General features: G+C 67.9%; 12 protein-coding genes. 6 read left to right on the top strand and 6 right to left on the bottom strand.

Translation table 11 applies throughout. The features are described from left to right. Window positions 1-162: 162 nt before the first annotated feature. The 6 genes from PI990_RS16945 to PI990_RS16920 all read left to right on the top strand — a co-directional run bounded on the left by PI990_RS16945 (window position 163) and on the right by PI990_RS16920 (window position 6,576). The gene (locus PI990_RS16945; protein ID WP_271657822.1) at window positions 163-519 is read left to right on the top strand and encodes a VOC family protein; all 357 of its coding nucleotides are present in this window, start codon (window positions 163-165) and stop codon (window positions 517-519) included. A 136-nt stretch (window positions 520-655) separates the two neighbouring features. After that, window positions 656-1,690, top strand: coding sequence for an AraC family transcriptional regulator (locus tag PI990_RS16940; RefSeq protein WP_271657821.1), 1,035 nt, complete (start codon window positions 656-658; stop codon window positions 1,688-1,690). A 118-nt stretch (window positions 1,691-1,808) separates the two neighbouring features. After that, a complete protein-coding gene (locus tag PI990_RS16935) occupies window positions 1,809-3,446 on the top strand; it encodes an acyl-CoA synthetase (protein WP_271657820.1) in 1,638 nt (545 codons plus the stop codon). A gap of 19 nt (window positions 3,447-3,465) precedes the next feature. Next, window positions 3,466-4,233, top strand: coding sequence for a 3-hydroxyacyl-CoA dehydrogenase (locus PI990_RS16930; protein WP_271657819.1), 768 nt, complete (start codon window positions 3,466-3,468; stop codon window positions 4,231-4,233). Between the two features lie 10 nt (window positions 4,234-4,243). After that, window positions 4,244-5,437, top strand: a complete 1,194-nt coding sequence (locus PI990_RS16925; RefSeq protein WP_271657818.1) for an acetyl-CoA C-acyltransferase — start codon at window positions 4,244-4,246, stop codon at window positions 5,435-5,437. An 11-nt stretch (window positions 5,438-5,448) separates the two neighbouring features. Beyond that, window positions 5,449-6,576: an acyl-CoA dehydrogenase family protein gene (locus PI990_RS16920; RefSeq protein ID WP_271657817.1), complete on the top strand. Its 1,128-nt coding sequence runs from the start codon at window positions 5,449-5,451 to the stop codon at window positions 6,574-6,576. A gap of 204 nt (window positions 6,577-6,780) precedes the next feature. Here PI990_RS16920 and PI990_RS16915 read toward each other — a convergent pair whose 3' ends face one another. The 6 genes from PI990_RS16915 to PI990_RS16890 all read right to left on the bottom strand — a co-directional run bounded on the left by PI990_RS16915 (window position 6,781) and on the right by PI990_RS16890 (window position 12,117). Next, the gene (locus PI990_RS16915; protein WP_021221035.1) at window positions 6,781-7,242 is read right to left on the bottom strand and encodes a hypothetical protein; all 462 of its coding nucleotides are present in this window, start codon (window positions 7,240-7,242) and stop codon (window positions 6,781-6,783) included. A gap of 262 nt (window positions 7,243-7,504) precedes the next feature. Then, window positions 7,505-8,620: an ATP-binding response regulator gene (locus PI990_RS16910; protein ID WP_271657816.1), complete on the bottom strand. Its 1,116-nt coding sequence runs from the start codon at window positions 8,618-8,620 to the stop codon at window positions 7,505-7,507. After that, on the bottom strand, window positions 8,610-10,367 hold the full coding sequence (locus tag PI990_RS16905; RefSeq protein ID WP_271657815.1) for an ATP-binding protein: 1,758 nt from the start codon (window positions 10,365-10,367) through the stop codon (window positions 8,610-8,612). The genes PI990_RS16910 and PI990_RS16905 overlap by 11 nt, the downstream gene beginning before the upstream one ends. Continuing rightward, window positions 10,360-11,343, bottom strand: a complete 984-nt coding sequence (locus tag PI990_RS16900; RefSeq protein ID WP_031288319.1) for an ATP-binding protein — start codon at window positions 11,341-11,343, stop codon at window positions 10,360-10,362. Before PI990_RS16900 ends, PI990_RS16905 begins: the two co-directional genes overlap by 8 nt. Then, the gene (locus tag PI990_RS16895) at window positions 11,334-11,732 is read right to left on the bottom strand and encodes an anti-sigma regulatory factor (protein ID WP_021221031.1); all 399 of its coding nucleotides are present in this window, start codon (window positions 11,730-11,732) and stop codon (window positions 11,334-11,336) included. The genes PI990_RS16900 and PI990_RS16895 overlap by 10 nt, the downstream gene beginning before the upstream one ends. Next, entirely contained in the window at window positions 11,692-12,117 is a 426-nt protein-coding gene (locus tag PI990_RS16890) for an STAS domain-containing protein (RefSeq protein WP_021221030.1), read from the bottom strand. The genes PI990_RS16895 and PI990_RS16890 overlap by 41 nt, the downstream gene beginning before the upstream one ends. Window position 12,118: the final 1 nt, after the last annotated feature.

Raw genomic sequence — 12,118 nt, 5'->3', positions numbered from 1 at the left:
GACGGAGCGGCAGAGGGCGCAAGGATAGGGGGTGGGGGCCGTCGCTGTCACGGTGCGGCCCTGTGTCCGGTTGGCGCGGACCTGCGCAGCACCCGAGGGGCGGGCGGCTCCGGCCCGGCGAACGGCTATGCTGCTGCGGTCTTCAACAAGGAGCCCGATGCCATGAAGGTGCTGCGCCTGGTCGCCAATTTCGCCACCCCCGATCCCGCCGCGCTGGCGGATTTCTACCGCCGCCTGCTGGACCTCGATGTGGTGATGGACCACGGCTGGATCGTCACCCTGGCCTCCCCGGAGGACGTGCGCATGCGCCCGCAGCTGGGCCTGGCCAGCGAAGGCGGCTCGGGCACGCCGGTGCCGGAGCTCTCGGTCGAGGTGGACGATGTGGCAGAGGTGCACCGCCGGGCCGAGGCCCTGGGCGCCGAGATCGCCTACCCGCTGAGCGATGAGCCCTGGGGCATGCGGCGCTTCTTCGTGCGGGACCCGGCGGGGCGCCTGCTGAATGTGCTGGAGCACCTGTAGCGGGCCGCGTTTGCACGGATGCGGGGGCTCGGGCGGGTGTAGTGCCCCCCGGGCTGAAGCCCGGGCTACATCCGGGCTGCGCGCCTCGACGTGATCGCTCTACAATCGGCCTCCCCACTGCACGCGCCAGGGAACCATGACCGGCACCCTCACCGAAAAAGGCACCATTTCCGTCCAGCTGGTCCGCGAGGCCCTGCAGGAGCTGCGTGCCCGTGGCCTTGATGCGCAGCCGCTGCTGCTGCACGCCGAGATCGCCGCCGAGGCGCTGGAGCGGCCCTATGGGCGGGTCTCCACGCAGCAATACGCGCGGCTCTGGCTGGGCCTGGCACAGCGGATGGACGATGAGTTCTTCGGCATGAACCCGCGGCGGATGAAGTCCGGCAGCTTCGCCTTCATGGCCCGCGCGGCCTTGAAGGAAGCCAGCCTGGGGGATGCGCTGGAGGGCATCCTCGGCTTCCTCGGCCTGGTGTTCGATGGCTTGTCGCCGCGCCTGGTGCGCCAGGGCGGCATGGCGGAGATCGTGCTGGAGGAGGCTCCGGGCGAGTCCCAGCGCGCCTTCGCCTATTTCACCCTGTGGATGATCGTCCACGGCCTGGCCTGCTGGCTGGCCGGGCGGCGCATCCCCATCCTCGCCATCGACCTGCGTTGCGCGGCGCCGGACTACATCGAGGACTACCGGGTGATGTTCAGCGACAACCTGCGCTTCGGCCGGCCGCGCACGCGCCTGCTGTTCAATGCCGACTGCCTGGAATTGCCGGTGCGCCGTGGCGAGCGCGAACTCAAGCGCTTCCTCGGCGGTGCGCCGGCCAACATCCTGGTGCGTTACCGCGACCCGCAAAGCCTGGCGGCGCGCATCCGCGCCTACCTGCGCAGCCTGCGTCCCGAGCGCTGGCCGGACCTGGAGGCGCTCTCCAGCCACTTCTACATGGCGCCTTCGACCCTGCGTCGCAAGCTGGCCCTGGAAGACCAGTCCTACCAGGCGCTCAAGGACCAGGTGCGCCGCGACCTGGCCATCGCCCGCCTGGACAGCGGCGAGGGCAATTTCGCCGAACTGGCCTTCGAGCTGGGCTTCGCCGACGCCAGCGCCTTTTACAAGGCCTTCCGCAAATGGACCGGCACCACGCCCGGCCAGTACCGCGAGCTGATGCAGCCGAGCCCGCCGTCGGGCTGAGCTGGCCACTGGCCGTTGTCAAAAGCGCTCGCCCAGGTTGGCGCCATTCGACATTGCCCCTGGGCAACGCCGGTCCGAAGATTCCGCTCACTACAAGAACAATGCGGAGTCACCGTCCATGCGCGACTACCACGAGGCTGCACGCCGATTCGACCTTGCCGACGCTTTCGCCGGCACCCTGGCGGGCACGTCGGACGCCCTCAACGCCTGCATCGAATGTTGTGACCGCCACGCCGAACCGGGGCGCGTGGCACTGGTCTGGGAAGGCCGTGACGGCCGCCGCGAGGACTGGACCTTCACCCGGCTGAAGGAGGCCAGCGCACGCTTCGCCCATTACCTGCGCGAACAGGGCATCGGCCCGGGGGATTGCGTCTCCGGCCTGCTGCCGCGCACGCCCGAGTTGCTGGTCACCATCCTCGGCACCTGGCGCATCGGCGCTGTCTACCAGCCCTTGTTCACCGCCTTCGGCCCCAAGGCCATCGAGCACCGCCTGCAATGCGGCCAATCGCGCCTGGTGGTGGTGGACGCCGCCAACCGCGCCAAGCTGGATGAAGTGGCCCAGGTGCCGGCGATCCTCACGGTCGGTGGCAGCGAGCCGGCTGGCTGCGCCTTCTGGAATGCCCTGGCACAGCACGACGACGATTTCGAGCCGGTGCTGCGCCGTGCCGATGATCCGTTCCTGCTGATGTGCACCTCGGGCACCACCGGGCTGCCCAAGGCGCTGCAGGTGCCGCTGCGGGCGATCCTCGCCTTCGTCGGCTACATGCGCGATGCGGTGGGCCTGCGCGAGGACGACCGCTTCTGGAACCTGGCCGACCCGGGCTGGGCCTACGGGCTTTACTACGCAGTGACCGGCCCCCTGGCCCTGGGCCACGCCACCACCTTTTACGAGGGTGGCTTCAGCGTCGAAAGCACCTGCCGGATCATCCGTGAGCTGGGTATCACCAACCTGGCCGGCTCGCCCACGGCCTTCCGCCTGCTGCTGGCGGCGCGGGAGCAGGTGGAGCCCGAGCTCAAGGGCCGGCTGCGCGCGGTGAGCAGTGCTGGCGAGCCGCTGACCCCGGAGGTGATCCGCTGGTTCGGCGAGGGCCTGGGCACCCCCATCCACGACCATTACGGCCAGACCGAGTTGGGCATGGTGCTGTGCAACCACCACGAGCTGGCGCACCCGGTGCGCATCGGCGCCGCCGGTTTCGCCGTGCCCGGCCACCGCGTGGTGGTGCTGGATGACGCCCATCGCGAGTTGCCGGCGGGGCAGCCGGGCATCCTCGCCATCGACCGCGCCCGCTCGCCGCTGTTCTGGTTCCCCGGCTACCTGGGCGGCACCACCAAGGCGTTCGTCGGCGACTACTACCTGAGCGGCGACACCGTGGAGCTGAGCGCGGACGGCAGCATCGCCTTCGTCGGCCGCTCGGACGATGTGATCACCACTTCCGGCTACCGGGTCGGGCCCTTCGATGTGGAGAGCGCGCTGATCGAGCACCCGGCCGTGGTCGAGGCGGCGGTCATCGGCAAGCCGTGCCCGGAGCGCACCGAGCTGGTCAAGGCCTTCGTCGTGCTCAAGCCCGGCCATGCCGCTGATGCCGGCCTGGCGGAGGCCCTGCAGCAGCACGTGCGCAAGCGCCTGTCCGCCCATGCCTACCCCCGTGAGATCGAGTTCGTCGCGGAACTGCCCAAGACACCCAGCGGCAAGATCCAGCGCTTCCTGTTGCGCAACCAGGAAATCGCCAGCGCCCAGGCGCGTGCCGCCCACTGACCACCAAGGAGCCCTAGACGTGCAGATAGAAAACAGAACCTTCCTGATCACCGGTGGCGGCTCCGGCCTCGGCCTGGCCACCGCCCGCACCCTGCTGCTGCAAGGCGCCCGGGTGCTGCTGGTGGACATCAACGCCGAAGCCGGTGCCGCCCGCGCCGCCGAACTGGGTGACAAGGCCCGCTTCCAGCGCGCCGACATCACCCGTGAAGACGAAGCCCAGGCGGCCGTTGCCGCCGCAATCGAAGCCTTCGGCGCGCTGCACGGCCTGGTCAACTGCGCCGGCATCGCCCCCGCCGAGAAGGTGCTGGGGCGCAAGGGCGTACACGGGCTGGAGAGCTTCCGCCGGGTGGTGGAGGTCAACCTGATCGGCAGCTTCAACATGCTGCGCCTGGCCGCCGAAGCCATGGCCGGCAACGAGCCGAACGAGGAGGGCGAGCGTGGGGTGGCGATCAACACCGCCTCGGTGGCCGCCTTCGACGGGCAGATGGGCCAGGCCGCCTATTCCGCCTCCAAGGGCGGCGTCGCCGCCATGACCCTGCCGCTGGCGCGGGACCTGGCGCGCTCCGGCATCCGCGTGATGTGCATCGCCCCCGGCATCTTCGAGACGCCGATGATGGCCGGCATGCCCCAGGAGGTGCGCGATTCCCTGGCCGCCGACGTGCCCTTCCCGCCGCGCCTGGGGCGCCCGGACGAGTACGCCGCCCTGGCCGCCCACATCATCGGCAACCCCATGCTCAACGGCGAGGTCATCCGCCTGGATGGCGCGCTGCGCATGGCCGCGAAATAAGGAGCCCGTCATGAACGCGAAGATCGACCCCATCGTCATAGTCAGTGCCGCCCGCACGCCCATGGGCGGCTTCCTCGGTGACCTGCGCGAGATGACCGCTGCCGAACTGGGCGCCGCCGCCATCGCCGCTGCCCTGGCGCGCGCCGGCCTGGCCGCCGACGCGGTGGACGAGGTGCTGATGGGCTGCGTACTACAGGCCGGCCAGGGCCAGGCTCCCGCGCGCCAGGCGGCACTGGGTGCCGGGCTGCCCCAGGGCGTTGTGTGCTCGACGGTGAACAAGATGTGCGGCTCCGGCATGAAGGCGGCGATGCTTGGGCATGACCTGCTGGCGGCCGGCAGCGCCGATGTGGTGATAGCGGGCGGCATGGAGAGCATGTCCAACGCGCCCTACCTGCTGGAGCGCGCGCGTTCCGGCTACCGCATGGGCCATGGCAAGGTACTCGACCACATGTTCCTCGACGGCCTGGAGGACGCCTACGACAAGGGCCGCCTGATGGGCACCTTCGCCGAGGATTGCGCCCAGTCCTACGGCTTCACCCGCGAGCAGCAGGACGCCTTCGCCATCGAATCCCTCACCCGTGCGCAGAAGGCCCTGACCGAAGGCCGCTTCGCTGCCGAGACGGTGGCGGTGCAGGCATGGGCCGGGCGTGAGCTGCGCAGCATCGAGGCCGATGAGCAGCCGCCAAAGGCGCGCCTGGACAAGATTCCCACCCTGAAGCCGGCGTTCCGTGAGGGCGGCAGCGTAACCGCGGCCAACTCCAGCTCGATTTCCGATGGCGCGGCAGCGCTGCTGCTGATGCGCCTGTCGGAGGCGGAGAAGCGCGGCCTCACGCCCCTGGCGCGGATCGCCGGCCATGCGTCCTTCGCCCAGGCGCCGGGGCTGTTCACCACCGCGCCGGTGGGCTCGATCCAGCGCCTGCTGGCACGCACCGGCTGGAACCTCGGCGATGTGGACCTGTTCGAGATCAACGAGGCCTTCGCCGTGGTGCCCATGGTGGCCATGCGTGACCTGGGCATCGCCCATGAACGCCTCAACGTGCACGGCGGCGCCTGCGCCCTGGGCCACCCCATCGGCGCATCCGGTGCGCGGGTGCTGGTGACCCTGCTGGGCGCGCTGAGCCAGTACGGCCTCAAGCGTGGCGTAGCCTCGGTGTGCATTGGCGGCGGCGAAGCCACGGCCGTGGCCATCGAGCGCCTGGACTGAAGGAGAACCCGATGATTCCGTCCGAACAAGACCTGCAGATACGTGACGTCGCCCGCCAGTTCGCCCAGGAGCGGCTGAAACCCTTCGCCGCCGACTGGGACCGCGAACACCGCTTCCCCGGCGAAGCCCTGCGCGAGATGGCCCAGCTGGGCTTCCTCGGCATGCTGGTGCCGGAGGAGTGGGGCGGTGCCGCCACCGGGCACCTGGCCTATGCCATGGCTCTGGAGGAGATCGCCGCCGGCGACGGTGCCTGCTCCACCATCATGAGCGTGCACAACTCGGTGGGCTGCATGCCGATTCTCAAGTTCGGCGACGAGGCGCAGAAGCGCCGCTTCCTGCGCCCGCTGGCCGAAGGCTCGATGATCGGCGCCTTCGCCCTTACCGAGCCCCAGGCCGGTTCCGACGCCAGCGACCTGCGCACCCGCGCGCGCCGTGATGGCGACCACTACGTGCTGGACGGTGCCAAGCAGTTCATCACCTCGGGCAGCCACGCGGGGATGGTCATCGTCTTCGCGGTGACCGACCCTGCCGCCGGCAAGAAGGGCATCAGCGCCTTCATCGTGCCCACCGACACGCCCGGCTACCAGGTGCTGCGAGTGGAGGAGAAGCTCGGCCAGCATGCCTCCGATACCTGCCAGATCCAGCTCGACGGGGTGCGCATCCCGGCCAGCCTGCGCCTGGGCGGGGAGGGCGAGGGCTACCGCATCGCCCTGTCCAACCTGGAGGGCGGGCGCATCGGCATCGCTGCGCAATCGGTGGGCATGGCCCGGGCGGCCTTCGAAGCGGCGCGCGACTACAGCCACGAGCGCCGCACCTTCGGCAAGCCGATCATCGAGCACCAGGCGGTGGCCTTCCGCCTGGCCGACATGGCTACGCAGATCGCCGTGGCGCGGCAGATGGTGCACCACGCCGCGGCGCTGCGGGAGGCGGGGCTGCCCTGCCTGACCGAGGCGTCCATGGCCAAGCTGTTCGCCTCGGAAATGGCCGAGAAGGTCTGCTCGGCGGCGATCCAGACGCTGGGCGGCTACGGCTACCTGAAGGACTTCCCGGTGGAGCGCATCTACCGCGACGTGCGCGTGTGCCAGATCTACGAAGGCACCAGCGACGTGCAGCGCATGGTCATCGCGCGGAGCCTGTAAGGGCGCCCGGACGTAGGGTGTGCTGCGCGCACCTGGAGTTCGCCGGAAGCACCGTGCGGCGCTGCGCACGGCACAGCCTACGGCACGTGTTCATCCGTCCTCGGTTTGAATCTTCGCAGGCAGAACCGATGGACCATGTCCTGATGGCGTGGCTTTCCAGGCTCAAACGAAACGGCGGGAGGGAGGCCCGAAGGCCTCCCGGGTTCAGCGGTAGGCGGGGTGTTCTTCCCCGCAATCGTAGGGCGGCTCGCCTCGCCGTTCCTCCGGCTCGGCCAGGCCGGAGCGCCGGAACATCAGGTAGGCGTCAAGCAGCAGGGCTTCCAGGCCGGAGAGCAGTTTCTCCTGGCGCACGGCCCTGTGGCTGTACTCGCAGTAGTCGGACTCGTCGCGGATGCGCTGGATCAGGTGCGTGGCCTGCACCAGGCGGTAGTTGCCCAGCGCGTAGCAACTGGCGCAGGGCGAGTCGGGGCGAACATCGAGTACGTACTCGGAGAAGTCTTCGAGCCGGGGGAACTGCAAGGGGTCTTCCATCACGTGTATCTCCTCACTGTCGTGTGCGCTGGCCGAGGCCTGGGTAGGGGCTTCGAACAGGTCGAGATGCGGGGCGCGGGCATCGCGCGTGAGTACGTCGAAGTGCGGGCGGGGAAAGTACCGGATGTCAGGCACGGCGCTTGTCCTCGTGTCGGGCGAGACGATGTGAGGCTGCTGCGGGTGGTACAGGGTGCATGGCAAGGTCCTCGCGACAGGTGGATTTCCCGGCGTGCCGGGTGAGCGACGATCATGGCGGGGCCATGAGCTCAGGACTCTAGCGAGGGGCTTTGTAGGGGCTCAAGAATGATACGCGGTAGGCGGGGTCTTTCTCGAATGTGAGAAAGCGGGAACGTGCGGGGGAAGCAACGAGGGGGCCGGGTCGGCGCCCCTCGCGGGCTCAGGCGGGGCTGACCAGGGCCGCCGGCAGGCTCAGGCGCACGCGTGCGTAGCCGTCCTGGTTGGCGAAGGAGACGCCGCCGCCATAGCTCTCGCAGAGTGCCTTGACGATGGGCAGGCCCAGGCCCCAGCTCTTGGTTTCGCTCTTGGTGGAAATGAAATACGGGGTGGCGAGGTTGGTCAGCACGTCCTCGGGGAAGGCGCCCAGGTTGCTGACCTCGAACACCACCTGGTCATTTTCCATGTGCTGCGACACTTCGATTGGCGTGCCCGCATCGCCATGTTTGGCGGCGTTGAGCACCAGGTTGTCGAAGATGCGCAAGAAGGCCAGCTTGTCCCAGAACACCATCTGGTCCGCGCCCTCTGCCTGGAGGTCGAGCGGGTTCTCCACCTGCAGGCGCAGGTTGGCCACGGCTTCCTCCAGCAAGTGGGCCAGGGGCATCTGCTCACCGATCAGGCGGATGCCGCCGCCCATGCTGACATGGGAGATGTCGAGGATGTTGGCGACCATCTTGTCGATGCGCCGGAGGTTGTCCTCCAGCAGGGTGATCATCTCTTCGGTGCGTCGCGCGGGGTTCTTCTGCATCAGCCCGGCCACCATCACGGCGGCGGCCAGGGGCGAGCGCAGGTCGTGGCTGAAGGAGCGCATGAAGCGCTCGAGCATGATCTTCTCCGCCCGCAGGTGCTCGCTTTGCGCCTCCGCCACCTCGCGCTGCTTCTCGACGTGTTCGAGCTTGATATCCGATTTCATCAAGCTGGCGATGGTGGCGAGCATTTCGTCGGGGTTGATCGGGTGGGTCAGATAGGCGCGGGCACCGGTGTTGAGCCCCATCGCCTTGTCCTTGCCGCTCATGAAGGTGGCGGAGATGTTGATGATCGCCGGCAGCTTGCCGTGGCCGAGCCGCTGCTCGGCCTTCTGGATCAGCTCGAAGCCGCTCATGTCCGGCAGGTTGATGTCGAGGATCACCAGGTCCACGCCGCTTTCCAGGTGCGCCAGGCCGTCGGCGCCGTTGGCGGCTTCGAGCACCTCGTAGTGGGGCTCGGCGCCGAGGATCTTGCGCAGCACGTAACGATTGGCATCCATGTCGTCGATGATGAGGATTCGCCTAGTTCGCATCGTGATATCTCCCTGCCAGGCGCTGCACATGGTGCAGGAGCGTCTCGGCATGGTTGGGATGGGACTTGTTGAGGATCGCCTGGCAGCGGCTGCCGAGGAGGGCGCGTTCGTCGTCATTCATCTGCTTGGCGGTGTTGACCAGCACCCGTGAGTGCATGCTCCAGTCCATGCTTTCCAGCAGGTCCTCGCCGGAAATGTCCGGCAGGTCGAGGTCGAGGATGATGATGTCCGGGCGCACGGCATGCAGCTTGTCGATGCTGGAGCTGGCGTTCTCGGCCTCGATGATCACCGGCTCGTAGGGCTGCAGCAGGTGGCTGATCAGGTAGCGGTCGGCCGGGCTGTCGTCGATGACCAGGATGGTGGTGCCGGCCAGGCTGGCCAGCACCGGCTGGCGCTGGTTGTACTCGCGCGCCACCAAGGCGTGGAAGCGGCTGCCGCGCCCCGGCTCGCTGCTGAGGTGGATGTCGCCCTTGAGCAGGTTGGCCAGGCGCAGCGCCAGGGGCAGGCCCAGGCCGTTGCCGTGGACCTGCATGCCGGGTGCGCGGATGCGGGCGAACTCTTCGAAGATGCGCGACTGGTTTTCCACCGAGATGCCGAGGCCGGTGTCTTCCACGACGAACTCCAGGTTGTCTTCGTCGGGCTGGAAGCAGCGCAACGTGACGCTGCCCCTGGGGGTGTACTTGAAGGCGTTGCTGATCAGGTTGCGCATGATCTGGAACAGGCGGTTGCGGTCCGTATCCAGGGGCAGGTCGAAGGCGGGCTCGGCAATCTCCCAGGTCAGCTCCGGGTAGCGCATGGCCAGGGCGCCGGTGAACTGGCGCAACTGGTCGAGGAAGTCGCTCAGCTGGAAGCGCTCGGGTACCACTTCCATGCGCCCGGACTCGGTCTCGGCCAGGTCCAGCAGTTCGTTGACCAGCTGCGACAGGTCACTCGCAGCGTCGGCGATGAAGCGCATCTGCTTGTGCTGCTCGGTGTTGAGGGTGCCGTCCACGCCACTGAGCAACAGCTTGGAGATGTTCTCGATGATGTTGATCGGCGTACGGAATTCGTGGGTCATGTTGGAGAAGAAGCGGCTGCGCGCCTCGCTGGCATCCTTCAGCTCGGAGGAGGCCTTCTCCAGCTCCGAATAGAGCGCCACCACGCCCTTGTTGGTGTTTTCCAGCTCGAGGTTGGTGGCTTCCAGCTCCTGCTGCTTGCCCTGCAGTTCGGCGGTGGTCAGCAGCAGTTCGGAGCCGCGCACCTGGAGCTCCACGTAGGGGTCGGCGGCGCCTTCGGCTTGCAGCTGGCGGCGGATCTGCTGGATCGAATGCTCGTCCGGCAGGGGCCGGGGCGGGTGCACGGTCTTGCAGGCGCGGATGTGGGTGCCGCTGGGCGAGGTGTCGATCTGGAACTCGTCCATCAACCGCTGGGCCCCGCGCAGGCCGACGCCCATGCCGGTGGGCGACACGTAGCTGCCATCGAGGATGCGGTCGATGTGAGGGATGCCGCCGCCCTTGTCCAGCGCATCGAAGCAGATGCCCTTGACCAGGCCACGGTTGTCGAGGCGCAGGTCGAAGTTGAACACCCCGCTGCCGGCGTATTGATAGACGTTGCGTGCCAGCTCGGAGACCGAGGTGGCCAGGCGGATCTGTTCCAGGGGCGAAAGCCCCAGCCAGGCGGCGATCTGCTTGGCGCTCTGGCGGCAGCTGACCACGTCCACTTCGTTGATGATGCTGACACTGGTGATGCGGCGTTTGTCGCTAGCCATTCTTCACCACTACCACTGTCGCATCGTCGTTGAGGCGCTTGTGATCGCGGTGGATGAGCGCGGCGATCACCCCCGGGTGACGAACGCGCAGGCCAGGATAGGCGTTGAGGTCGAGTTTGGTGCTGATGCCGTCCGAGGCGAGGATCATGATCGAGCTGTCATCCCAGGGATAACTGAAGGTATGGATACGACCGATGCGGTAGCCGACCGTTCCATTGCTCGATGCCATGCTGCGGGCCTTGTCGGTGAGCAGGCTGCCGGCGATGTTGCCGATGCCGCAGAACTGCACCTGGCGTTGCGCGGGCTGGACCTCGGCGATGGCAGCGGCACCGCCCCGGGTGGACATCAAGGCGCGGTGCAACTGCTCCATCAGTGCCTGCAGGGGGATGTGCGGGTCATGGCCGAGAAACACCTCGCGCGCCTTCTGGCTGGCAGTGCTGGCGGCATGGCCATGACCCAGGCCGTCGCAGACCAGCACGCGGTTGCCGAGCACGGCCCAGGCGTCGCCGCTGAGGGTCTCGCCGGGGTAGGGCGTGCACACGGCGCCCACCTGCAGGGCGCCAGCGGCCGGGCGCTGGCCCAGGTGGAAGCGGGCCTGCACCACGGTACCGAGACCCGGCTGGGAGAACAGGTCGAAGCCATCGGACATGCGCTGGATGGCACCGAGGCCGGCGCCCATGGTGCCGGTGGTGGAGTAGTTGTCGCTCAGGCACTGGGCCACGTTGGTCATGCCGGGACCACGGTCCACTGCGGTGACTTCGAGGCCGGCTTCGTCGCAGCGGAACAGCAGCTCGCCCTGGCCGGCGTGGTTGATCAGGTTGCGGGCCATTTCCTGCACCACCACGGTGAGGCGACCGAGCAGGGTTTCATCGCCGGTCAGCTGGCTGGCGTGGCGCACCACGGTGCGGCGCACGGCATCCACATGGGCGCTGTCGGACACCTCGAGCAGCAGGTGGCAGCTGGGGATCATTTCCATTTCCACAGCTCCACCCGCGTGCCTTCGCCGGGACGGGTGTCGATGGCGAACTCGTCCACCAGGCGCCGCGCACCGCTGAGGCCCAGGCCGAGCCCGCCGCCGGAGGTGTAGCCATCCACCATGGCGCGCTCCAGGTCGGCGATGCCGGGGCCCTGGTCGCTGATGCTCAGGCGCACCGCCGCGCGGCCGTCGCGCAGGCAGCTCTCGATCACGCATTCGCCACCGCCACCGTAGATCAGGGCGTTACGTGCGATCTCGCTGGCGGCCGTCACCACCTTGGTCTGGGATATCAGGCCGAGCCTGGCTTCCTCAGCGGCTTTGCGCACGCGTTGGCGGATGACGACGATGTCAGTCTCCTGCTTCAGCGGAAGCGTTTCGGTCTTCGTCACGCTCTTGCTCCAGGATCAGGTCGTCGTCAGCCACGGTTTTTTCCAGCCAGCGCATGCCTTTCTCGACATTCAGCGCAGTGGCGATGCCCTCCAGCGAGAGGCCCAGCTCCACCAGGGTGATGGCCACGGCGGGCTGCATGCCGACGACAATGACCTTGGCGTCGAGGATGCGGGAAACGTTGGCGATGTGGGAAAGCATTCGGCCGATGAAGGAGTCGACGATTTCCAGGGAGGAGATATCGATCAGTACGCCCTTGGCCTTGTGCCGCACGATCTGTTCGGTGAGGTCTTCCTGGAGGTCCAGGGCGAGCTGGTCATGCATGTCCACCTGGATGGTCAGCATGAGGTATTTGCCCATCTTCAGGATCGGGATTCTGTCCACCATG

The organism is Pseudomonas sp. TUM22785 (genome assembly GCF_028198105.1).
GTDB lineage: Bacteria > Pseudomonadota > Gammaproteobacteria > Pseudomonadales > Pseudomonadaceae > Metapseudomonas > Metapseudomonas solani.
Note: the sequence above shows the minus strand (reverse complement) of the source record. Positions and strands in the feature narration are given on the sequence as shown.

Excerpts from the sequence above, each read along its gene's own strand:
- PI990_RS16945 (WP_271657822.1), top strand. The coding sequence starts at position 163 with ATGAAGGTGCTGCGCCTGGTCGCCAATTTCGCCACCCCCGATCCCGCC.
- PI990_RS16940 (WP_271657821.1), top strand. The coding sequence starts at position 656 with ATGACCGGCACCCTCACCGAAAAAGGCACCATTTCCGTCCAGCTGGTC.
- PI990_RS16935 (WP_271657820.1), top strand. The coding sequence starts at position 1,809 with ATGCGCGACTACCACGAGGCTGCACGCCGATTCGACCTTGCCGACGCT.
- PI990_RS16925 (WP_271657818.1), top strand. The coding sequence starts at position 4,244 with ATGAACGCGAAGATCGACCCCATCGTCATAGTCAGTGCCGCCCGCACG.
- PI990_RS16920 (WP_271657817.1), top strand. The coding sequence starts at position 5,449 with ATGATTCCGTCCGAACAAGACCTGCAGATACGTGACGTCGCCCGCCAG.
- PI990_RS16910 (WP_271657816.1), bottom strand. The coding sequence starts at position 8,620 with ATGCGAACTAGGCGAATCCTCATCATCGACGACATGGATGCCAATCGT.
- PI990_RS16905 (WP_271657815.1), bottom strand. The coding sequence starts at position 10,367 with ATGGCTAGCGACAAACGCCGCATCACCAGTGTCAGCATCATCAACGAA.
- PI990_RS16900 (WP_031288319.1), bottom strand. The coding sequence starts at position 11,343 with ATGGAAATGATCCCCAGCTGCCACCTGCTGCTCGAGGTGTCCGACAGC.
- PI990_RS16890 (WP_021221030.1), bottom strand. The coding sequence starts at position 12,117 with ATGGTGGACAGAATCCCGATCCTGAAGATGGGCAAATACCTCATGCTG.